Below are 22,437 nucleotides of genomic sequence, written 5' to 3' on the forward strand. Positions count from 1 at the left end.
CTGACGCGACGTCATAGCCTTCACTGTGGGCATGAAAAGAACCTCCTTCTTCTATTTCGCCTCATTCGTCACCTCGCTGCTGGGCAACTCGGTCACCGCCATCGCCCTTCCGCTGCTCGTGCTCTTCACCACCGGCAGCCCGCTCGACGCCGGGATCGTAGCGATCGCGGCGGCGCTTCCGGCCGCGATCGCCGGACTCCTGATGGGTTCTCTGATCGATCGGATCAATCGCCGCACCGCCTCGATCCTCTCGGACGCCATCTCCGCCGTCGCCCTGGTCATCCTGCCCATCGTGGAGCTCACGGCAGGCCTGAACCTGGGCTGGTTCATCGCGGTGGCCATCCTGGGCTCCTTCGGTGACGTCCCCGGCATGACCGCCCGGGAGGCGATGCTGCCGGCCATCGCGAAGGCGGTGGGATCGGAGCCTGCCCGGCTCATCGGACTGCGCGAGGCAATGACCGGTGTGACCATGCTGATCGGTCCCGCAGTGGCCGGAGTGCTGGTCGCAGCTCTGGAACCGGTGACAGTCCTGTGGATCACCTCCGGGATGGCTGCCCTCGCGGTGCTGCTCACCCTCGGCATCCCGTCCGGGGCGACGGCACACCAGCGCCACCGCGACGCGGCGCCCACCACCCAGGGCGTCCGCGGACTCCTGCACGGCCTGACCTTGCTGCTCCGCTCCCCCCTGCTGCGCATGATGCTCCTGCTGGCGGTCACGCTCGGGGTCGTGCTGGCGGCCATGCAGGGCATGGTGATCCCGGTCCATTTCGCCTTCCAGGATGAGCCGCAGTTCGTCGGATTTGTGCTCAGCTCCCTGGCCGCAGGCCTGCTCGTCGGCGGCGGCCTCTTCGCCGGCCTGGCCAGCAGGATTCCGCGCCGGGTCTGGTTCATCTCCGGGATCGCCACCCTGGCGGTGGGTCTGGGCGGCCTCGCCTTCCTGGGCCCGGTCTGGTCGATCTTCGCCTCCGCAGCGGTCGCCGGCCTCGGGGGCGGCGCCATGAACGCCGTCGTCGGGCTGACCTTCGTGGAAAACGTCGCGGAGAACCAGCGCGGCAGGGTCCTCGGCGCCCAGAACGCCATCCTGACCCTCACTCCGGCCCTGGGCATCGGCGGCGGCGCCATCCTGATCGAGGGCGGCAGCCTGCACCTGGCCACCACAGTCTTCGTCAGCCTCTGGGTGATCGTCGCCCTGGCCTCGCTGCTGAGTCCGCGGGTCCGCAGACTCCGCGAACCCGCCCGGGAACTCGTCGACGCATGAGGGCCAGAGCCCAGTGTTGACCGTCACACCTCCAGTGCTATACTGAACGAACGGTCGGTAAATAATGCGACGGAATAGAGGATGACCATGTCACCCGAGAACCACCAGCACGCTCCCCTGCACCTCGCCGATGAGGCTGACGCCGCAGCGGCACTCGCCGAGGCGGAGGCCGGGCAGAACCGCTTCGACGAGATCATCGCCGAAGACTCCCGGATCGAACCGCGGGACTGGATGCCCGAGTCCTACCGGAAGTCACTGGTGCGGCAGGTCTCCCAGCACGCGCACTCCGAGATCATCGGCATGCAGCCCGAAGGCAACTGGATCTCCCGCGCCCCGAGCCTCAAGCGCAAGTCCATCCTGATGGCCAAGGTCCAGGACGAGGCCGGACACGGGCTCTACCTCTACTCCGCCGCCGAGACCCTCGGCCGCCCCCGCGAAGAGATGTACGACCAGCTCTACAGCGGCAAGGCCAAGTACTCCTCGATCTTCAACTACCCCGCCCGGACCTGGGCGGACATCGGGGCGATCGGCTGGCTGGTCGACGGCGCCGCCATCGTGAACCAGGTGCCGCTGTGCCGTGCATCTTATGGGCCCTACGGACGCGCCATGGTGCGGATCTGCAAGGAAGAGTCCTTCCATCAGCGCCAGGGCTGGGAGATCCTCTACTCGCTCTCCCACGGCACGGAAGCGCAGCACCAGATGGCCCAGGACGCCGTGAACCGCTTCTACGGGCCGGCGCTGCAGATGTTCGGCCCGCCGGACGGAGACTCCCCGAACTCCCAGCAGTCCATGGCCTGGAAGATCAAGCGCTTCACCAACGATGAGCTGCGCCAGCGCTTCGTGGACATGCTGGTCCCGCAGGTCGAAGCCCTGGGACTCACGCTTCCGGACCCTGAGCTGAAGTGGAACGAAGAGCGCGGCCACTACGACTTCGGAGACCTGGACTGGGACGAGTTCTTCGCCGTGATCAAGGGCAACGGCCCGCTGAGCCGGCAGCGCTTGGAGCACTACCGCAAGGCCCGCGATGAGGGCGCCTGGGTCCGTGAAGCCGCGGTCGCCTACGCGAACCGGCAGTCCCAGGAGCAGGATCAGGCCGCCCTGATCGGCGCCTGACCCTCTCCCCCGCCACACCCCAGCCACTCACCACGAGAAAGACGAGGCCATGACCTCCAGCGCAGATTCCAGCTCCTGGCCCCTCTGGGAGGTCTTCATCCGGTCCTCACGCGGGCTCTCCCATGTCCACGCGGGCTCGCTGCACGCACCTGATGCCACCATGGCGATCCGCAACGCCCGGGACCTCTACACCCGGCGCAACGAGGGCACCTCGGTGTGGGTGGTGCCGGCCGAGGCCATCATGGCCTCGGATCCGGACTCCAAGGGTGCCTACTTCGAGTCCGCCCAGGGCAAGAGCTACCGCCACGCCACGTACTACACCCAGTCCGAAGGGGTGAAGCACCTGTGAGCTTCGCATCGCATGATTCCGCCACCCGCCAGTCCCAGGGTGAGGCGATCACCGCCGAGGAGATCGCCGAATCCGGCGCCAAGGCCGATGACGCCACCGCCCGCTACGCCCTGCTGCTGGGAGACGACTCCCTGATCCTCGCCCAGCGGCTGAGCGCCTGGATCTCCCGGGCACCCGAGCTGGAGGAGGACGTCGCGCTGGCGAACATCTCCCTGGACCTGCTCGGACACGCCCGCTTCCTGCTCACCTACGCCGGCACCGCCTGGGGCAAGTCCGAGGACGACCTCGCCTACTTCCGCGGCGAGGAGGAATTCCGCTCCTGCCGCCTGGTGGAACAGGAGAACGGCGACTTCGGCAAGACCATCGCCCGGCAGCTGATCTTCAGCTTCTACCAGCACGAGCTCTACAGCCGGCTGGTGGACTCCACCGACGCCACCCTCGCGGCCATCGCGGAGAAGGCGCTCAAAGAGGTGGACTACCACCAGGACCACGCCGCCCAGTGGATCCTGCGGCTGGGCCTGGGCACCGAGGAGTCCGCCCGCCGAGTCCAGGACGGCCTGGACTCGGTGTGGTCCTACGTCGAGGAGCTGTTCACCGATGTGGAGCCGATGACTTCCCTCGGCGAGATCGCCGTGCTGCCCTCCACGCTGCGCGAGCCGACGCTGACCCGGCTGCACCAGGTCATCGAACAGGCCGGGCTGAGCATCCCCGACATGTCCGGCGCCCACGGGGCGGACCGCTCCGGACGGCATTCCGAGCAGCGCGGATTCATCCTGGCCGAGATGCAGGTGCTGGCCCGCCAGCACCCCGGAGCCACCTGGTGAAAGGAGCGCTGATGGCCGTGATGGGACCAGAATCCGTGACCCTGCCCGCCGACGCCACGGTCTGGGAGGTCGCCGCGAGTGTGAACGACCCCGAGATCCCGGTGCTCAGCATCGCCGATCTCGGGATCCTGCGCGAGGCCGCGGTGGAGCCCGACGGCACCGCCGTCGTCGTCATCACCCCCACCTACTCCGGCTGCCCCGCCATGGACACGATCACCGCTGACGTGACCGCCGCGCTGCGCCATGCCGGGCATGAGAAGGTGCGCATCGAGACGGTGCTGCATCCGGCGTGGACCACCGACTGGATGACCGATCAGGGCAAGGCGAAGCTGCGTGAATACGGCATCGCCCCGCCCACCGGCAAGGCCGCGCTGGGACCGGTCCGGGTGGGGCTGAGCGTGAAGTGTCCCCGGTGTGACTCCCCCAATACTCGCGAGATGACCCGCTTCGGCTCCACCGCATGCAAGGCGCTCTACCAGTGCCGGAGCTGCCTGGAGCCCTTCGACCACTTCAAGGTGCACTGATGTCCACGACCACCCGCCGCCGCGCGACCTTCACCACGCTCACCGTCTCCGAGGTGCGCCCGCTGACATCGGACTCCGTGGAGGTCACCTTCGCGGTGCCGCCGGAGCTGCAAGAGGACTTCGACTACGCGCCGGGTCAGTACGTGGCGCTGCGCACCGAGCTTGAGGGCCAGGAGGTCCGTCGCTCCTACTCCATCTGCACCGAACCCACTCCCGGTGAGATCCGGGTGGCGATCAAGCGCGACATCGGCGGGCTCTTCTCCAACTGGGCCAACGAGTCGCTCAAGCCTGGAGATCAGATGGAGGTGATGAACCCCTCCGGGGCGTTCGTCTCCAAGACCGCGATCACCTCGATGAACAACCCGGCCAAGCTCGCCGAGGAGGCCGTGGCGCAGCGCTCGGACGTGCACCTGGTCGCCTTCGCCGCCGGTTCCGGGATCACCCCGATCATGGCGATCGCCCGCTCCGTGCTGGCTGCCTCGAAGGACTCCACCTTCGACCTGGTCTACGCCAACCGCTCCGCGTCCGACGTGATGTTCGCCGAGGAGCTCGGCGACCTCAAGGACCGCTACCCCTCCCGGCTCGCGGTGCACCACGTGCTCAGCCGCGAGCAGCGGATCAACCCGCTGCTCACCGGACGGATCGACGAGGAGAAGCTCAGCGACCTCCTGGACAAGGTGCTGCGGGTGAAGGACACCGACGAGTGGTTCCTCTGCGGCCCCTTCGAGCTGGTGCAGATGGCCCGGGACTCCCTGGCCGCGCGCGGCGTCGAGGAGGACAACATCCGGTTCGAGCTGTTCACCACCGGACGCCCGGACCGCCCCGAGGGCCAGCGGGGCCGCAAGGTCGAAGCCGACCCGGAGGGTGAGAACGTGCAGATCGAGTTCACCCTGGACGGGCTCACCGGCCAGATCGCGTCGCCGGTGGTCTCGGGCGAGACCGTGCTCAACGCCGCGCTGCGCGCACGTCCCGATGTCCCCTTCGCCTGCGCCGGCGGCGTCTGCGGCACCTGCCGCGCCAAGGTGGTCTCCGGGGACTTCGAGATGGAGGAGAACTTCGCGCTGGAATCCGACGAGGTCGACGCCGGCTACGTCCTGACCTGCCAGACCCGGCCCACCTCCAAGCAGCTCGTCGTCGACTACGACGCCTGAGCCCCGCGACCACGACGCCTGAGCCCCGCGACGACGACGCCTGCGCACACCTCGACGCCTGCCACCCACACCTGGAGACCCATGATCAACCTGACCATCAGCGAGGGCGTCGCCGAGATCGTCCTCGACGCTCCGAAGAAGCTGAACTCTCTGGATGAGGGCGCGCTCGACGCCCTCGACGCCGCCTACCAGGAGGCTGAGGCCGCCGGCGTCCGGGCGCTGCTGCTGCGCGGGGAGGGCAAGGGCTTCTGCGCCGGCCGGGACATCTCCCACGTGGTGCCCGCCACCGACGACGCGCTGGGCTACCTCCAGGACAAGGTCACTCCCCTGATGCGCCGGATGGCGGCCTTCCCGGCTCCGACCTTCGCCGCGGTGCAGGGCGCCTGCCTGGGTGTGGGACTGGGCCTGGCGATCGCCACCGACGTGGTCTACGTGGCCGAGAACGCGAAGATCGGCTCCCCCTTCGCCGCACTGGGCGCCACCCTTGACTCCGGCGGCCACGCGCTCTTCGTCGAACGCCTGGGCGCCCACCGGACGCTGGACCTGATCTACACCGCGGATCTGATGTCCGGGGCCGAAGCGGTGACCGCAGGGCTCTTCTCCCGCGCCGTGCCCGCCGATGAGCTGCTGGACTTCACCCGGGGGAAGGCCGCCGTGGCCGCCGCCGGGGCGACCCTGGCGTTTCGGGAGTCCAAGGCGCTGGTGGCCGCGGTCAGGGACCAGCGGATCGGACTGTGGGCCTCCCTGGAGGCGGAGAACCACGCCCAGGGCCGGCTCTGTGACTCTGCGGACTACTCCGAGGGCTTCGCCGCCTTCCAGCAGAAGCGGAAGCCGGTCTTTCACGGGCGCTGAGCTCAGCCACCCGCCACTTCGCGTCGGAATGCTCCCGGGGAGATCCCGTATTCATGTTTGAAGGCCCGGCTGAAGCTTGACGCCTCCGGATACCCCCACCGGGCTGCCACCGCGCTCACGGAGCGGTGCGCCTGGGAGGGGTCACCGAGCTCCATCCGGCAGCGCTGAAGCCGGCGCCGGCGGATCCACTCGCTGATGGTGGTGCCCTCCTGCGCGAAGACCCCTTGCAGGTAACGCACCGAGACATGCAACGCGCGTGCCACCGAGCTGACCCCCAGATCGGGATCCCCCAGGTGATCATCGATGTGCCGGACGCCCTCGAGATAGACCACATCCCGGGTCGGCACCTCAGAGGCTGGTCGGAACCTGGAGAGCAGCGTGGCCTGGACCAGCTGCAGCACCGCGGAGGCGGCCCTCGGGTCCGGGGCCATCTCACCCTTCTGCAGCTGCTCGTCCAGGCTGCTCAGCAGCGAGGAGGTCAGCGCGCCGAGACCGGCGGAACCCGGGATCCGCTGCGCCACCACCGCACGGGCCTGTTCGGCGGAGAGTCCGAGGTGCTCCACGGCGATCTGCACCACGAACATCCGGTAGGGCTCGCCGAAGACCAGGTCATAGGGGCGGCGCGTGTCGTAGATGACCAGGTCTCCGGGCGAGAGCATGGCCTCCCGGCCGTCCTGCCGAGTCAGTGAGCTGCCCTGGACCTGCAGCGCAAACTTGAACACGCCGGGGTCTCCTGCGGCGATCGCCTGTCGGCTGCGCCGCACGGTGACCGCGTCGCCGCCCACTCCGGCGACGCTGAGCGAACCCAGTGCCAGCCCGGTCAAGGTGCCGTGGAACTGTCGCGGATCCTCGGTGCTGGCGTCCAGCGGGACGAAGGCGGTGCTCACCGCGTGCCGCCAGGCCTCGAAGCGATCCTGGGGCGCCAGCGGGCCGGGATCGAAGCAGTGCTGCCCCGTCGTCGTGCTCATCGGGTGGCCCCTTCGGCAATCAGCATTGTCCCATCCTCCCACCGGCCTGTGATCCCCGCCACAACCGTGCACCTCATGCACAGCTCCGTGCGCCTGGGATCAAGGCGGAGAAGGGCCGCACCGCGATGCTGGGGGCACTGCACTGGACCCCCGAGCCCCGTTGAGCCAAGGAGAGCTGAGAATCGTGAATCAGACCATGACCTCCGAGTACGTCGTGATCGGCGCCGGATCCGCCGGATCCGTGATCACCCGCCGCCTGCTCGACGCCGGCCACAGCGTCCACCTGATCGAGGCCGGGGGCCGCGATGAGGATCCCAACATCCACAGTCCACAGGGCTGGCCGATGCTGATGCAGGGCGTCTCCGACTGGGCGCTGAGCACTGTGCCGCAGATCCACGCGGGACACCGCAGCATCGCCTGGCCGCGCGGGAAGGTGCTCGGCGGGTCCGGATCGCTCAACGGCATGATCTACATCCGGGGCCACCGTTCGGACTATGACAAGTGGGCCGCCGCCGGGTGTGAGGGGTGGGGCTGGGAGGACGTGCTGCCGCTGTTCAAGCGCTCCGAGGACCATGAAGACGGAGCATCGGAGTTCCACGGTGCCGGTGGTGAGCTGCACGTGGAGAAGATCGTGAACCGCCACGCAAGCTCCGAGGCCTTCGTCGAAGCCGCCGGCATCCTCGGCATCTCCGAGACCCAGGACTTCAACGGCGCGCAGCTCTCCGGCGCCGGGTTCAACCACACCACCACCAAGGACGGGAAGCGACACAGCCCCTGGCGGGCCTTCATGCACCCGATCCTGGGCCACGAGCGGCTGACCCTGACCACTGACGCCCTGGTACACCGGATCACCGTGGACTCCGGACGCGCCACCGGGGTGGAGTACAGCACCTCGGAGGGCACGCAGATCGCGCACGCCACCGCGGAGATCGTGCTCTGCGGCGGCGCCATCGGCTCCCCGAGCATCCTGCAGCACTCCGGGATCGGTGATCCCGCCGACCTGCGCGAGGCGGGGATCAGCACGGTCCTCGAGCTGCCCGGAGTGGGCAAGAACCTGCACGATCACGTCCTGGCCAGTGTCATCTACGAGGCCCCGGAACCGCTGGCGGAAGGACGGCACAACCTGCTCGAGGCCCAGCTCTTCGCGCACAGCCAGCAGACCCGGGAGGAGGCGCCGGACATCCAGCCGCTCTTCATGCATTTCCCCTATCCCACCGACGGCGGCGCGGTGCCCGAGGCCGGGTTCACCATCAATGCAGGGATCGTGCGGCCGCTCTCCCGCGGCACGCTGCGGGTGACAAGCCCGGACCCTCGGGTCGCGCCGCTGCTGGACCCGAACCTGCTGGCCGAGAACTACGATCTCGAGGCGCTCTGCGACGCCATCGAGCTCTGCCGGGAGATCGGCGCCCAGGATCCGCTCACCCCCTACCGCAAGGCGGAGTTCAGCCCCGCAGCGCCGCTGCAGACCCGCGATCAGGTCCGGGCCCACGCCCGGGCGATGGCGGGGACCTATCACCACCAGGCGGGCACCTGCCGGATGGGGGTCGACGACCTCTCTGTGGTGGACCCACAGCTGCGCCTGCGCGGGGTCACCGGGCTGCGCGTGGCAGACGCCTCGATCATGCCGGCCCTGCCCAGCGGCAACACCAACGCCCCCTCGATCATGATCGGCGAGAAGGCCGCCGACCTGCTGCTGGGCCGCTGAGCCCGAAGCACCAGACCTGAACCAGACCTGAACAGACCCGCTGACGCCACCAAGGAGAACACCATGACCACCACCACGCTGCTCGAGGAGATCACCACCTCCCAGGGCCAGGAGATCCACGACCCCGCCACCGGCGAGCTCATCGGCCACGCACCGCTCACCTCGGCCGCGGACCTCGACGACGCCGTGGCCCGCGCCGTGCGCGCCCAGCCCGCCTGGGCCGCCGCCGGTCACAGCACGCGGCAGGCCGCGCTGCAGTCCGCCGCCGATGCGGTGGAGGCCCACGCCGAGGAGCTCGCCCAGCTGCTCTCCCGCGAGCAGGGCAAGCCGCTGAACGGGCCCAACGCGCGCTTCGAGGTCGGCGCCTGCGTGGCCTGGCTGCGCACCGCGGCCTCGATCCCGGTGGAGCCGGAGGTGCTGCTCGATGATGAGTCCGGCCACGCCGAGCTGCATTACCGCCCGCTCGGCGTCGTCGGCGCCATCGGGCCCTGGAACTGGCCGATGATGATCTCGATCTGGCAGATCGCGCCCAGCCTGCGGATGGGCAACACCGTGGTGATCAAGCCCTCCGAGTACACCCCGCTGAGCGTGCTGGCCCTGGTGAAGGTGCTCAACTCGGCGCTGCCAGCCGATGTGCTGATCGCGGTCCCCGGCGACGGATCCCGGGGCAGGCAGCTCACCGAGCATCAGGACATCGCGAAGATCATGTTCACCGGGTCGGTGACCACCGGCAAGGCCATCATCAAGACGGCCGCAGACACCATGAAGCGGATGACCATGGAGCTCGGCGGCAATGATGCCGGGATCGTCTTGGACGACGCCGACCCGCAGGCGATCGCGGAGGATCTGTTCTGGGGCGCCTTCATCAACACCGGTCAGACCTGCGCGGCGCTGAAGCGGCTCTACGTCCCGGACTCGATCTATGACGAGGTCTGCCAGGCGCTGACCGAGGTGGCGGCCAAGATGCCCATGGGCATCGGCCTGGAAGAGGGCAACGTGCTGGGGCCGCTGCAGAACGCGAAGCAGCGTGAGATCGTCGCGCGGCTGGTGGAGGCCGCGAAGGACTCCGGTGCCCGCGTGCTGATCGGGGCTGACCCCGACGACGACGCCCCGGGCTTCTTCTATCCCACCACCCTGGTGGCCGATATCGACCCGCAGAACCCGCTGGTCCTGGAGGAGCAGTTCGGCCCGGCGCTGCCGATCATCCGCTACACCGATCTGGAGCAGGCCATCGAATGGGCCAACGGACTCGAGGTCGGGCTGGGCTCCTCGGTCTGGTCCTCGAACCCGGAGCGCGCCACCGAGGTGGCCGCACGGATCGAGGCCGGCACCACCTGGATCAACAAGCATGGCGCGATCGACCCGCGGGTGCCCTTCGGCGGCGCCAAGCAGTCAGGCTTCGGCCTGGAGTTCGGCCTGCAGGGGCTCAAGGAGGTGGCGCAGCCGCATGTGATCAGCCGCTGAGCGAACCGGCAGCATCCCCGTCGGGCGCGCCGCTCAGGCCGAGACCCCGGGGATGCTGCCGCGCTCGGGCAGCCGCGTGCCTCGAGCGAACCCCGCCCAGAGCGCCCGGACGGCCCGGCCCGCTTCCTGAAGCTCCTCCCAGGAGGCCCCCTGCAGCATCTCCAGTCCCGCCGTGTTCTCCCGGGTGCCGAAGAGCAGCGCCAGATCGATCCCGTGGGCCGCTCCGTAGAAGTTCCCAGGCGCGGCCCAGCGGACCACGAAGTAGTGCGCTCGGCCGCCGGCGCGAGAGTGGCGCCGGAGGAAGCTGCGGATCCCGGTGACGTAGATCAGACGGGTCGCCAGCGCGCTCAGCAGCCTGGTGGCGCCGGCACCGAGCACCGGGATCTCCCGGACCCAGCTGACCGGATGGGCGACCGGGATGAACAGCCGGGTCTCCTCGGCGGTGTGCGTGATCATGATGTCGATGTGCGGCGCCACGGCCCGCCACGCGTCATCCACCTGGGTCTCCGCGGGAAGCGGGGAGGCTCCGAATGCCGGGCCGAAGGGCATGAGCCCACGCAGCCCGAACCTGGCCCCCGCGACGCGCGCCTTCTCCTGGAGCTGCAGCACCTCCTTGACGGAGGCCTGATCAGAGAGCTGTGGGCCCGCGGCGGACATGGCCGCGGTCATCTTCGCACGCCCCCGCGAGATCCCCAGCGGTGGACTCTGCATGATGCCCCGGCGGAAGAGCGTCGCGGCTCGTGGGGTGGCCATCAGGTGCGCCACGGCATCACCTCCGGCGGACTGGCCGAAGACGGTGACCGCGTCGGGGTCACCGCCGAAGGAGGCGATGTTGCGCTGCACCCATTCCAGGGCGCTGAGCTGGTCACAGAGGCCGAGGTTCGCGGTGCGACCGGGACCCCCGAGGTACCCGAAGGCCCCCAGCCGGTAGGTCACGGCGACGACGACTACCCGCTGTTCGCTCACCAGGGCCGCGGGATCGTAGATCGGGGCATCGCCGGCCCCGGTGATGTAAGAGCCGCCATGGATCCACACCATCACCGGCAGCAGCTCTCCGTCCTGCAGGTCCTTGGGCAGGGTGACCGTGAGATTCTGGCAGTCCTCCCGCTGCGGCAGCCCCCCGGTCTGACTCCCGGACACAGACTCGAGCTCCCGGATCCGCCACTGCGGACACGCAGGCGCCGGATCCATCGCGAGGCAGGGTTCGGACCAGTCGGCCACCGGGTGCGGCGGCTGGAACCGCTGGGCCCGCGCGTAGGGGATCCCCGACGCCTTGACCACCGGCCCGGCGACACGGCCGATGACCGGACCGCAGGGTGGATTGAAGCGCCGCTCAGAGTTCATGCCCATCTGCATGAGAATACGTCCCCGCAGGACACCTTCTCGGCACACCCGCTCAGCACACCCTCGCTGCGCACCCTCGCTGCGCACCGCCGTCCCAGCTGCGGCGCACCGTGGGCTACGGGGCGCCCCAGGCCTGGGAGTAGAACTCCGCGGAGCGCGAGGTGATCAGCTCGAGGTAGGCCTCTGGATTCAAGGACTGCGCCGAGTCCTCGGGCACCTCGGGGGAGAACGCGGACACCCCGAGCCCAGCCTCCCGATCCGCCACGCTGAGACCTGCGACATCGAGCAGCGTGGGGTACATGCTCAGCTGATCCACCTCGGAGCGCAACGGCGTGGGCCCGTCCGCGCCGGGGATCCAGATCCGATTGAAGATGGTGCGATCCGGGTGGTCCTGCAGCTGGTCCTGGAAGGCGTCGCCGGCGTTGATCTGTTTCAGGTGGTCGCCCATTATCACCACGGCCGTGTCCTCGAGGTAGCCCTGGTCCTCCATGTGTTCCACGAAGCCCGCCACCTCGGCCATGGAGCAGGCGAACACCGACGTGGTCGGGTCGCGGGTGTCCACATCGCAGTAGTCGAAGACATGCGTGGGCCCGTGGGTGTCCAGGGTGAGCACCGAGAGGTTGAACGGCTGCCCGCTCGCCTCGGACTCGGCGTGCAGCTCGTCGAGCTGCTCGGTCGCGTGGGCCATCAGCCTCCGGTCGCTGAGGCCCCAGTCGCTGCGAAAGCTGCTCTCCGGCTCTCCGGCGGCGCGCCAGTCGGCCAGGCCCTTCACCTCGGAGTAGCCGTGCGTCTTCAGGAAGGTGTCCTTCTCGGCGAAGGATGAGTTGGCCCCGCCGAGGAAGACGCTGGTGTAGCCGTGCTGCTCGAGCACGTCACCCAGGCAGGTGGTGCCGCCGAGGTAGGTCTTGGACTCCTCACTCTGCCCGTCCAGGGCGCCGCTGCTGGCGGCTGAGATGATCCCGCCCAGCGGGATCCCGCACTGGGTGGCGACGAGGCCCGACATGGTCCATCCCCCGCCGGCGTACTCCCGCAGGGACTCCACGCTCTGCCAGCCGTCGGCGGGATCGGTGACCGACTGCAGCGGGTCGAAGGCGTCCTTCTCGAAGAGCTCGGTGTCTTCCAGGGTCGCCTCGCCGTTCTCCAGGTAGATCAGGACCAGGTTGCGCTTATCCGACTCGCCGGTCACGCTCGGCTCCACGTGGAACTGGTCCAGGCTGTACTGAGAGTTCGCCGCCTGGATGTAGTCGGCGAGGCTCACCGAGCTGGTGAAGGACGCGGCCCCCAGGACGACCACGCTGGCTCCGGCTGTCACCCGGACGGTGCGCATCAGCCAGTGCTCGCGGAACCGCTGGCGGGGATCGCGCTTCAGACGCCGTCTGCGACGCACCTGCAGCGCTGCTGTGACCGCGATGGTGATCAGCAGCGGGAGCACGCCGATGCTCAGGATGCAGATCCAGACCAGGGCGCCGCCGCCGCCGTCGGTCTCCACGGAGACCAGGTTCAGCATCATCTGCGCAACGGTGATCTCACCCCAGAAGACGCGGATCAGGGTCGCCGCGATCAGCAGGGCGATCCCGAACCAGATCAGCAGGAAGACCGCGACCCGGCTCAGCAGGTGGCCAGATCGCTTGGCGAGGCGGATGCCCCGTCCGGAGGCAGCGCGTTCTTGGGTTCCAGCGGACACCGGGTACACCCCCTCCCTCAGCCGGGGCCCGTCTGCGGGCCGTTGCGATATGGCACCTCACAGTACCTGGTGCGGTCACGGGCATGAAGCAGGGCGGGGCCGGGGATCATCCCCCAGCCCCGCCTCGCCTCTTTCGGTGCCGCCAGTCCGCCCGAGCACCAGCCTGCGGTGAGGCTGGCCTCAGCCCGGGATCAGATCTGAATCGACCCCCGGTCAGCCCCTCTCGACGACGACCGCGCTCACGTCCACTCGGGCTTCTTCTGCTTCGCCACCCGGGTCAGCACGTCATAGGTCGCGACGACCTCGTCGTGCTGGTTGTGCAGCACGGTGTCCCAGCGAACCTCGCCATAGTCGTCGGTCTCGCGCGGGATGATCTGCTTGGCGGTCAGCGTGACCCGGATCGAGTCGTCGTAGGTGACCGGGGTCTGGAAGGAGAGGTTCTCCAGACCGGTGTTCGCCAGCACCGGGCCCGGGGCCGGCTCCACGAAGAGCCCGGCCGCCCAGGCCACCAGCAGGTAGCCGTGGGCCACACGGCGCGGGAAGAACGGGTTCGCCGTCGCCGCCTCCTCATTGGTGTGGGCGTAGAAGGTGTCACCGGTGGACTCGGCGAAGGAGGTGATGTCCTCCAGCGCCACGGTGCGCAGCCCGGAGGCGAACTGGTCCCCGATCCGCAGCTCCGCCAGGGACTTCCGGAAGGGGTGCACGGCGGTGCCATCGGCCACGGTCTCCGGGGTGGCGGTCACGGCCTTGGCGCCGCGGTGCCAGATCCCGGTGACCCCGGTGAGCAGGTCAGGTGAGCCCTGGACGGCGGTGCGCTGCATGTAGTGCTTCACGGCGCGGATCCCGCCGAGCTCCTCACCGCCGCCGGCTCGGCCGGGGCCGCCGTGGACGAGGTGCGGCAGCGGTGAGCCGTGACCGGTGGAGGTCTTGGCGTCGTCGCGGTCCAGGAAGAGCACACGCCCATGGTGCGAGGCGATCCCGCGGGCGAACTCGGCGGCGATCTCCGGGTCATGGGTGCAGACCGTGGCAACCAGGGATCCCCCGCCGAGCGCGGCGAGGTCCACGGCGTCGTCGACGTCGGTGTAACCCAGCACCGAGGTGACCGGCCCGAAAGCCTCCACCGCGTGCACCTCAGGGGTGCGGGCCTCGGCGAAGGAGAGCACGGTGGCCGGGTAGTAGGCGCCGCGGGCGGGGTCGGCCGCCCCGGTGCCCGACTCCGGGCCGCCCACGCGGACGCTGCCGCCGGCGCTGATCAGCGTGTCCACGGCGCGAGCGACCTCGTCGCGCTGATCCTGCGAGGCCAGCGGGCCCATGGTGGTCTCGGCGTCGCGCGGATCACCGAGGACCACCCGGGAGTCCAGCCGGGAGCGCAGCGCCTCCACCACCGGATCCACCTGGGCCGAGGGCACGATGACCCGGCGGATCGCGGTGCACTTCTGTCCGGTCTTGGCGGTCATCTCCAGGGTGACCGACTTGATGAAGGCGTCGAACTCCACGGTGTCCGGTCCGGCGTCGGGACCCAGGATGGCGGCGTTGAGCGAATCGGTCTCGGCGGTGAAGCGCACGCCGTGGTTCGCGACGTTCTCATGGGAGCGCAGCAGCTGTGCAGTGTTCGCCGAACCGGTGAACGCCACGTGGTCGCGGTGATCCAGATGGTCCAGCAGGTCCCGGGCTGAGCCGGAGATCAGCTGCAGCGCGCCGGCGGGGATCAGCCCGGAGTCGATCATCAGCCGCACGCAGGCCTGCGTGACATAGGCGGTCTGCGAGGCGGGCTTCACGATGGTGGGCACCCCGGCGATGAAGCTCGGGGCGAACTTCTCCAGCATCCCCCAGACCGGGAAGTTGAACGCGTTGATCTGCACGGCCACCCCGGTGAGCCGGGTATAGATGTGCTCGCCGATGAAGGAGCCGTCGCGGGAGAGCTGCTCCACCGCTCCGTCGAGGATGACGTTCGCGTTGGGAAGCTCCTTGCGCCCCTTGGAGGAGAAGGTGCGGATGGTGCCGATGCCGCCGTCGACGTCGATCAGGTGGTCGCGGCGGGTGGAGCCGGTGCGGTCGGAGAGCTCATAGAGCTCCTCGCGGTGCTCGTGCAGGTAGGCCGCCAGCTGCTTCAGGCGCAGCGCCCGCTGATGGATGGTCAGCTGCCCCAGGCTCTGCTGGCCGACCGATCGGGCATGGGCCACGGCCGCGGAGGTGTCCAGCCCCTGGGTGGAGACCAGGCAGACCGGTTCGGAGGTGGAGGCGTCGAGGATCTCGCTGACCTTCGCCGGGTCCTCCGGAGTCCACCAGGTGTCCTGGATGTAGCTGGGCAGCAGGCGCGCAGCCGCAGATGTCTCAGTGGCAGCCATGGGGTCCTCTCGACGACAGGTAGAACTGACCGAACGGTCGGTAATTAAACCCATCCTAACCCGAGAGGCGGCGATGTGACACCCCACACAAGGGCGCCGCGCCGTCGCCCCACGCTGGACCGGGGAGCTCAGCCCGCCAGATTCACCACGGTGCGTCCACGGACCTGACCTGCGAGGATCTGCTCGGCCTGGTCGAAGACCTGGTCCAGAGTGATCTCCTGGGTCATCTCATCGAGCAGCTCCATCGGCAGATCTCGGGCCAGCCGGGACCAGGCCCGGGCCCGCAGCTCGGGCGAGGCGGTCACCGAGTTGATCCCGGCCAGGGTGACCCCGCGCAGGATGAAGGGCATCACCGTGGTGGGCAGGTCATGGCCCTGCGCGAGCCCGCAGCTGGCCACGGTGCCGCCGTCGTCGGTCTGGGAGAGGATGTTCGCCAAGATGGCAGACCCCGCGGAGTCGATCCCACCGGCCCAGCGCCGCTTCTGCAGCGCAGGGCCCGTCTCGGCCAGCTCGCTGCGCTCCAGCAGATTCGCGGCACCAAGGCTGCGCAGGTACTCCCCCTGCTCCTGGGCCCGACCGGTCACCGCGGTGACCGAGTAGCCGAGCGTGTTCAGCACGGCGATGGCCACCGAACCGACCCCGCCGGCCGCCCCGCTGACGACGACCTCGCCCGCTTCGGGCCGGACGCCGCCATGCTCCAGGGCGAGCACGGCGAGCATCGCGGTGAACCCCGCCGTGCCGATTGCCGCCGCTCGGCGCTCGCTCAGCCCCTCAGGCAGCTTGACCAGGTACTTCGCGGAGACTCTGGCACGCTGAGCGAGCCCGCCGTGGGCAGCCTCCCCGATGCCTCCGCCGGTGAGCACCACCGCGTCGCCGGGCCGGAACTGCGGATCGGCAGAGGCGGTCACCTCCCCGACCAGGTCGATGCCGGGGATCAGCGGTGAGGTGCGCGCCACCCCGGGCTTGCCGGCGAGCGCCAGGCCGTCCTTGTAGTTGATCCCGGAGTAGTGGACGTCGATGTCCACCGGGGCATCTCCCCCAGCGCCGTCGAGGAACTCCTCGGGAAGGTCCTGCAGATCGGCCTGGTGGTCCTGAATGCGTCCACCGTCGAGTCTCTGTTCGATCAGGGCTGCTCGAAACGTCATGGAAGCCTCCTCGGCATCGGGTGTTCGTATTGGGTGTGGTCATCGAAGATCAGGGCGGTCTGGGAGGACTGCACGCAGGCCAGCGACTGGATCCGCTCGAAGACCACGCGGCGCAGCTCCTCCACGGTGCGGGTGCGCACCAGCAGCACGGCGTCATACTGCCCGCCCACGAGCGCCAGGTGCCGCACCGCGGGCTCATCCGCGAGCGCCCCGCGCAGCACCTCCCAGTCGTCCTGCTTCAGGGTCAGGAAGACATAGGCCGCGGTGGACATCCCAGCGGCGCGCGGGTCGACCACCGCCGTGTAGCCCTGGAGCACACCGGCCGCGCGCAGCCGCGAGATCCGGTCATAGGCGTTGGCCCGGGAGAGGTGCAGGGCTGCGGCCAGGGCGCTCACCGACTGGCGGGCGTCCTGGCTCAGCGCATGCAGGATCCGATGGTCCACAGAGTCCAGGGAGATCTCCCCTCGAACCGCCTCGTCTCGCGCATCACCCATAGTTCTGGACAATACCAGCCGTGGCGCGCCTCACACGAGCAGTTCGTCCAGCTCCGGGCGACCCCGGGTGGACGCCGTCTTGGATCTTCCGGCCCGCTGGTCTGGGGCGGATGAGCTGGGTCACACTCGTAGCAGCGGTGTGATGCACACCACCTGCAGATTGACTTTCAAGGAGGCCTGGGCGATGACCAGCGAGACACGGGACGGGACCCCGATGCAGGGCTCCCACATCAGGGAGACCAGCAGCAGCTTCGGGATCACCCCGGAGCAGTACATGCTCCCGGCCGCCCAGCAGATTCGGATGCTCGGTCCCGACGGACAGCTGATCCCCGAGGAGGCTCAGGGCACCAGCCCCGGCCATGAGTACCCGATCCCTGAGGATGACGCGTTGCTGGCCGCCTACGAGGCGCTGGTGGTCGGGCGCCGGGTCAATGATCAGAACTACGCACTGGTCCGCCAGGGCCGGCTCGCGGTGTACCCCTCCTCGCACGGCCAGGAGGCCTGCCAGGTCGGTGCCGCACTTGCACTGGGCACCGGAGACTGGATGTTCCCGACCTACCGCGACACCGTCGCCACGATCACCCGCGGGGTGGATCCGCTGGAGGTGATGGTCTCCTTCCGCGGGGACTGGCACTGCGGCTATGACCCGCTGCATTACAAGATCTCGGCGATGTCGACCCCGCTGACCACCCAGCTGCTGCACGCCGTGGGCGTGGCCCACGCCGCGAAGCTGCGCGGGGAGGACACCGTGGTGCTGGCGATGTGCGGTGATGGGGCGACCAGTGAGGGTGACTTCCACGAGGCGCTGAACTTCGCCGCGGTCTTCGAGGTCCCGGTGGTCTTCTTCGTGCAGAACAACGGCTACGCCATCTCGGTGCCGCTCTCGGCGCAGACCGCCGCGCCCTCCTTGGCGCATAAGGCCATCGGCTACGGCATGGCCGGGGAGCAGGTGGACGGCAATGACATGGTGGCCGTGCTGGCCACCCTGCGCCGCGCGGTGGACCTGGCCCGGAAGAACTCCATGCCGCTGCTGCTGGAGGCGATCACCTACCGGATGCAGGCACACACCAACGCCGACGACGACTCCCGCTACCGCGAGTCCGAGGAGGTCGAGCAGTGGAAGCAGCGCGACCCGCTGCTGCGCATGCGCACCTTCCTCACCGAGCGCGGGGTCCTGGACTCCGACGCTGAGACCCGGATCAGCGGCAAGGCCGAGGAGGTCGCGGCCGCGCTGCGCCTGGCGATGACCACCGAACCGGAGATGGACCCGCTGGAGATCTTCGACCACATCTATGCCGCCCCGACCGCCCAGCTGCGCGAACAGCGCGCCACGCTGGCCGATGAGCTCGAGCGAAGCCAGGAGGGCTGACCCATGGCCACTGCCACCACACCCGCACCCGCCGCTGCAGCTGGCACTGGCACGTCCGCTGCGGCTGCGGCCGCCAAGCCGACCACCTTCGCCGCGGCGCTGAACACCGCAATGTCTGACGCCATGGAGAACGACCGCTCGGTCTGTGTCTTCGGCGAGGACGTCGGCACGCTCGGCGGGGTCTTCCGGATCACCGACGGGCTGACCCAGCGCTTCGGCGCAAACCGCTGCTTCGACACCCCCTTGGCCGAGTCCGGCATCGCCGGCATGGCGATGGGCATGGCGATCAACGGGATGCGCCCGGTGATCGAGATGCAGTTCGACGCCTTCGCCTATCCAGCGCTGGAGCAGATCTTCAGCCATATCGCCAAGACCGCCAATCGCTCCCGCGGGCGGGTCCGGCTGCCCATGGTCATCCGGATCCCCTACGGCGGCGGAGTCGGCGGCGTGGAGCATCACTGTGACTCCTCCGAGGCCTACTACGCGCACACCCCGGGCCTGAAGATCTACACCCCGGCCACGGTCAGCGACGCCTACCTGATGCTGCGTGAGGCAATCGACTCCCCTGACCCGGTGATCTTCTTCGAGCCCAAGAAGCTCTACTGGACCAAGGAGGCCGTGGACCTCAGCGCGCTGCGCACCCAGTATGAGACCGCCGCGAGGGATGATTCCGCGCCGGCGGCCGGGGTCGGGACCGAAGGCCGCGCCGTCGTCGTCCGGGAGGGCACCGACGTCTCGCTGATCAGCTACGGGCCCAGCGTGTCCACCGCGCTGAAAGCCGCTGAGGCCGCCGCCGAGGATGGGATCTCTGCAGAGGTCCTGGACCTGCGCAGCATCGTGCCCTTCGACGACGCCGCCCTTCAGGCCACGGTGACCAAGACCGGGCGCGCCGTGGTGATCGCCGAGGCGCAGGGCTTCGTCTCGGTGGCCGCGGAGATCGTGGCGCGGATCCAGGAGCGCAGCTTCCATTCGCTGTCCTCCCCGGTCAAGCGGGTCACCGGGTTCGACATTCCGTATCCATCGCCGAAGCTCGAGGAGCACCACCTGCCCAGCGTGGACCGGATCCTGGACGCGCTCGACGAGCTGCAGTGGGAGGACTGAGGTGACCACCTTCAACCTGCCCGACCTGGGCGAGGGACTGACTGAGGCCACGCTGCTGAGCTGGCTGGTGGCCGAGGGCGAGACGATCGTGGTGGATCAGCCCATCGCCGAGGTCGAGACCGCCAAGTCCGCCATCGAGGTGCCCAGCCCCTACGCCGGTGTGGTCACCACGCTGCACGGCGCCGTGGGCGAGACCATGATCGTGGACGAGCCGCTGATCACCGTGGGCGCCGAGGACGAGGCCGGCAGCTCTGCCGGCTCCCGCTCCCCCGGTTCCAGCTCGTCCGGCTCCGAACCCGGGGCGCTGAGCTACCGCGAGGAGGAACGCGCCGGCACGGTGCCCGCCACCGGTGCGGTCACCGATCCCGAGACTGCCGGTGCCGACGCTGGGCAGGAGGAAGGCTCTGGCAACGTCCTGATCGGCTACGGCACCTCGGCCTCGAAGAACGGCCGACGACGCCGACGCCGCAACGGCACCTCCCGCCCAGGCACCACCGGCGGTGCAGCGGCCCCGGCTGCGGCCTCCTCGGCGCAGTCCGCGGAGTCCTCGACCAGCGGCGCAGCGTTCTCGACCAGCGGCGCAGCGTCATCGACGATCAGCTCGGCGCAGAAGGCCCCTCGGGTGTCCTCACCGCTGGTCCGCCGACTCGCCCGGGAGCATGGTCTTCCCCTGGCCGAGCTCACCGGCACCGGAACTGACGGGATGATCCTGCGCGCCGATGTGCTCGCAGCGATCGACTCCCCCGTGCAGACAGCTCCCTCACCGGCCTCGCAGGCCGGTGCTGCGTCTGGTTCAGCGTCTGGTTCTGCGTCGGCACCCGCGACCGGGTCGGCCGCGGCGCCGATCTCCTCCTCCGCGTCCACGGCAGGCACCCCCGCCCCGGGTGGTCTCGAGGTCCGCGAGCGCGTCCCGATGTCCGGGATGCGCAAGGCGGTGGCCACCACGCTGACCCGCTCGCGCCGGGAGATCCCGGAGGCCACCGTCTGGCAGGACGTGGACATGACCGAAGTCCTGGCGCTGCGCTCCCGACTCAAGGAACAGTCCCAGAAGGACGGGACCACCGCGCCGTCGCTGCTGGCGCTGCTCAGCCGGTTCGTGCTGGCCGGGCTCTCCCGGTATCCGGACCTGGCCACCAGGCTTGAGGACACGGCAGCCGGGACTCAGGAGATCGTGCACTATGACGGCGTGAACCTCGGCTTCGCCGCCCAGACCCCGGCGGGCCTGGTGGTCCCAGTGATCCGGCACGCTGAGCGGCTCTCCGCCCGAGGACTGCACGGGGAGATCTCCCGGCTGGTCGGTGAGGCCCGCGAGGGGAAGATCTCCGGCAAGGAGCTCACCGGAGGCACCTTCACGGTGAACAACTACGGGGTCTTCGGCTCCGACGGCGCCACGCCGATCATCAACCACCCGGAGGTCGGCATCCTGGGCATCGGACGGATCCTGGACCGGGCCTGGGTGGTGAACGGGGAGCTGGCGGTGCGCAAGGTCGCCACGCTCACCATCGCCTTCGATCACCGGGTATGCGACGGCGGGACCGCCGGCGGGTTCCTGAACTTCGTGGCCACCTGCTTGGAGGATCCGTCCTCTGCGCTGGCGGACCTCTGAGGGCGGGGCTCAGAGCATCAACAGGCTGCACCATTGAGGGATGAGCAGAACCGGCCGGGGCCGACAGTGATCTGTCGGCCCCGGCCTCTTGCCTAGACTGGGCACTTTCCCGTGCGAAGGAGACTTCCATGACCTCAGATCACACCGGTGGAGATCCCACCGACTCAGGCCCGGCCGACGCAGACCCGGCGGGCGCAGACCCCCTTGGCACAGGCCCGGCCGCTCCGAGGGCCGAGCGCACCCCGCCCACGGTCCGACGCAGCTACGATCAGCCCGCGGCCTATCAGTCGATGCCCGGGGGTCCGCTGGAGGTGGATCGCAGCTTCTACGACGCTGTGGCAGCGGCAGAGCGTACCCTGATCCGGGAGTTCGAGATCCCGGTCCGCTCCGGCCACGCCTGGGAGGTCCGGGCCGGGTCGATCGTGCGGATCAATGCCGTGGAGGGACCCCAGGTCGGTGACCTGAACCTGTGGAACCTGCACAACCCGCGGGAACGGTTCTGGGCCGCGCGCACCCGGCAGCTGCAGCGGGCCTCGATGACCACCTACGACAGGTTCTGGTCCGCGCTCCCCTACCTGCGACCCATGGCCACCGTGATCGGGGACTCCCTCGCAGACCACCCCGATGCCGACGTCATCCACGACCTGCTGGGCACACGCTGCGACCCGTACGTGAATCGGATGCTCAGCGAAGAAGACTTCGACTACCACTGCCATTCCAACCTCACCCGAGCGGTCCAGGAGCACGGGCTCACCGAGTCCGACATCCACGATGTGCTCAACGTCTTCCAGTTCGCCGGGCTGAATGAGAACCGGGAGTACTTCATGGACGCCTGCCCCACCCAGCCCGGGGACTATTTCGAGTTCTTCGCGGAGACCGATCTGCTCTGCGCACTCTCCACCTGCCCCGGCGGGGACCTCTCGGTGCACATGTGGGGACCCCATGCGGCGAGCACCGAGGAACAGCTCGAACACTGCCACCCACTCGGCGTCGAGGTCTTCTCCCTGCCGGAACGCACGCTTCAGGACTGGCAGCCGCCGCAGATCGCGAAGTATCGCGGCAGGCGTGGCCGTCATGGCCTGATGGCGGCTCCGCACCCCAGCCGCGGGCCCCGTCGCCCCTGAGCAACCGCGCGGGC

19 protein-coding genes are annotated in these 22,437 nt (G+C 69.3%); 13 read left to right on the forward strand and 6 right to left on the reverse strand.

The genetic code is table 11. The annotated features are described in order from the left end of the window. Nucleotides 1-31: 31 nt before the first annotated feature. From HNR24_RS07720 to HNR24_RS07750, 7 genes are all read left to right on the forward strand, one after another. On the forward strand, nucleotides 32-1,258 hold the full coding sequence (locus tag HNR24_RS07720) for an MFS transporter (RefSeq protein WP_058888316.1): 1,227 nt from the start codon (nucleotides 32-34) through the stop codon (nucleotides 1,256-1,258). Nucleotides 1,259-1,345: 87 nt separating this feature from the next. Next, entirely contained in the window at nucleotides 1,346-2,371 is a 1,026-nt protein-coding gene (gene paaA, locus HNR24_RS07725) for a 1,2-phenylacetyl-CoA epoxidase subunit PaaA (protein WP_083504741.1), read from the forward strand. A 49-nt stretch (nucleotides 2,372-2,420) separates the two neighbouring features. Then, a complete protein-coding gene (paaB, locus tag HNR24_RS07730) occupies nucleotides 2,421-2,720 on the forward strand; it encodes a 1,2-phenylacetyl-CoA epoxidase subunit PaaB (protein ID WP_058888315.1) in 300 nt (99 codons plus the stop codon). Then, nucleotides 2,717-3,544 (forward strand): 1,2-phenylacetyl-CoA epoxidase subunit PaaC, encoded by an 828-nt coding sequence (gene paaC / locus HNR24_RS07735; RefSeq protein WP_058888314.1) that lies wholly within the window; start codon nucleotides 2,717-2,719, stop codon nucleotides 3,542-3,544. The genes paaB and paaC overlap by 4 nt, the downstream gene beginning before the upstream one ends. A gap of 11 nt (nucleotides 3,545-3,555) precedes the next feature. Further along, on the forward strand, nucleotides 3,556-4,068 hold the full coding sequence (gene paaD, locus HNR24_RS07740; protein WP_058888313.1) for a 1,2-phenylacetyl-CoA epoxidase subunit PaaD: 513 nt from the start codon (nucleotides 3,556-3,558) through the stop codon (nucleotides 4,066-4,068). Next, nucleotides 4,068-5,219: a 1,2-phenylacetyl-CoA epoxidase subunit PaaE gene (gene paaE / locus HNR24_RS07745; RefSeq protein ID WP_058888312.1), complete on the forward strand. Its 1,152-nt coding sequence runs from the start codon at nucleotides 4,068-4,070 to the stop codon at nucleotides 5,217-5,219. The genes paaD and paaE overlap by 1 nt, the downstream gene beginning before the upstream one ends. A gap of 81 nt (nucleotides 5,220-5,300) precedes the next feature. Next, complete coding sequence (locus HNR24_RS07750; protein ID WP_058888311.1) at nucleotides 5,301-6,071, forward strand: enoyl-CoA hydratase/isomerase family protein; 771 nt, start codon at nucleotides 5,301-5,303, stop codon at nucleotides 6,069-6,071. Between the two features lie 2 nt (nucleotides 6,072-6,073). On the opposite strand, the gene HNR24_RS07755 is transcribed toward HNR24_RS07750, so the two are convergent. After that, the gene (locus HNR24_RS07755; RefSeq protein ID WP_058888310.1) at nucleotides 6,074-7,039 is read right to left on the reverse strand and encodes an AraC-like ligand-binding domain-containing protein; all 966 of its coding nucleotides are present in this window, start codon (nucleotides 7,037-7,039) and stop codon (nucleotides 6,074-6,076) included. A gap of 184 nt (nucleotides 7,040-7,223) precedes the next feature. On the opposite strand from HNR24_RS07755, the gene HNR24_RS07760 reads away from it, so the two are divergent. After that, nucleotides 7,224-8,744, forward strand: a complete 1,521-nt coding sequence (locus tag HNR24_RS07760) for a GMC family oxidoreductase (RefSeq protein WP_232301735.1) — start codon at nucleotides 7,224-7,226, stop codon at nucleotides 8,742-8,744. Nucleotides 8,745-8,807: 63 nt separating this feature from the next. Then, a complete protein-coding gene (locus HNR24_RS07765; protein WP_058888309.1) occupies nucleotides 8,808-10,208 on the forward strand; it encodes an aldehyde dehydrogenase family protein in 1,401 nt (466 codons plus the stop codon). A 33-nt stretch (nucleotides 10,209-10,241) separates the two neighbouring features. On the opposite strand, the gene HNR24_RS07770 is transcribed toward HNR24_RS07765, so the two are convergent. The 5 genes from HNR24_RS07770 to HNR24_RS07790 all read right to left on the reverse strand — a co-directional run bounded on the left by HNR24_RS07770 (nucleotide 10,242) and on the right by HNR24_RS07790 (nucleotide 17,223). Next, nucleotides 10,242-11,558, reverse strand: a complete 1,317-nt coding sequence (locus HNR24_RS07770) for a carboxylesterase family protein (protein WP_310735406.1) — start codon at nucleotides 11,556-11,558, stop codon at nucleotides 10,242-10,244. Nucleotides 11,559-11,667: 109 nt separating this feature from the next. Further along, entirely contained in the window at nucleotides 11,668-13,236 is a 1,569-nt protein-coding gene (locus tag HNR24_RS07775) for an LTA synthase family protein (protein WP_310735407.1), read from the reverse strand. A gap of 239 nt (nucleotides 13,237-13,475) precedes the next feature. Next, nucleotides 13,476-15,584, reverse strand: a complete 2,109-nt coding sequence (paaZ, locus tag HNR24_RS07780; protein WP_182495491.1) for a phenylacetic acid degradation bifunctional protein PaaZ — start codon at nucleotides 15,582-15,584, stop codon at nucleotides 13,476-13,478. 128 nt (nucleotides 15,585-15,712) lie between these two features. After that, complete coding sequence (locus tag HNR24_RS07785; protein WP_182495492.1) at nucleotides 15,713-16,729, reverse strand: MDR family oxidoreductase; 1,017 nt, start codon at nucleotides 16,727-16,729, stop codon at nucleotides 15,713-15,715. Continuing rightward, nucleotides 16,726-17,223, reverse strand: a complete 498-nt coding sequence (locus HNR24_RS07790) for an Lrp/AsnC family transcriptional regulator (RefSeq protein ID WP_179441680.1) — start codon at nucleotides 17,221-17,223, stop codon at nucleotides 16,726-16,728. Before HNR24_RS07790 ends, HNR24_RS07785 begins: the two co-directional genes overlap by 4 nt. 184 nt (nucleotides 17,224-17,407) lie before the next feature. Here HNR24_RS07790 and pdhA point away from each other — a divergent pair, with 184 nt between their 5' ends. From pdhA to HNR24_RS07810, 4 genes are all read left to right on the forward strand, one after another. Continuing rightward, nucleotides 17,408-18,592, forward strand: a complete 1,185-nt coding sequence (gene pdhA, locus HNR24_RS07795; RefSeq protein ID WP_182495493.1) for a pyruvate dehydrogenase (acetyl-transferring) E1 component subunit alpha — start codon at nucleotides 17,408-17,410, stop codon at nucleotides 18,590-18,592. A 3-nt stretch (nucleotides 18,593-18,595) separates the two neighbouring features. Next, nucleotides 18,596-19,693, forward strand: coding sequence for an alpha-ketoacid dehydrogenase subunit beta (locus HNR24_RS07800; protein WP_182495494.1), 1,098 nt, complete (start codon nucleotides 18,596-18,598; stop codon nucleotides 19,691-19,693). Nucleotide 19,694: 1 nt separating this feature from the next. Continuing rightward, on the forward strand, nucleotides 19,695-21,299 hold the full coding sequence (locus HNR24_RS07805; RefSeq protein ID WP_182495495.1) for a dihydrolipoamide acetyltransferase family protein: 1,605 nt from the start codon (nucleotides 19,695-19,697) through the stop codon (nucleotides 21,297-21,299). A gap of 128 nt (nucleotides 21,300-21,427) precedes the next feature. Further along, nucleotides 21,428-22,423: an urea carboxylase-associated family protein gene (locus HNR24_RS07810; protein WP_259392425.1), complete on the forward strand. Its 996-nt coding sequence runs from the start codon at nucleotides 21,428-21,430 to the stop codon at nucleotides 22,421-22,423. Nucleotides 22,424-22,437: the final 14 nt, after the last annotated feature.

Source organism: Nesterenkonia sandarakina (assembly GCF_014138825.1).
Classification (GTDB): domain Bacteria; phylum Actinomycetota; class Actinomycetes; order Actinomycetales; family Micrococcaceae; genus Nesterenkonia; species Nesterenkonia sandarakina.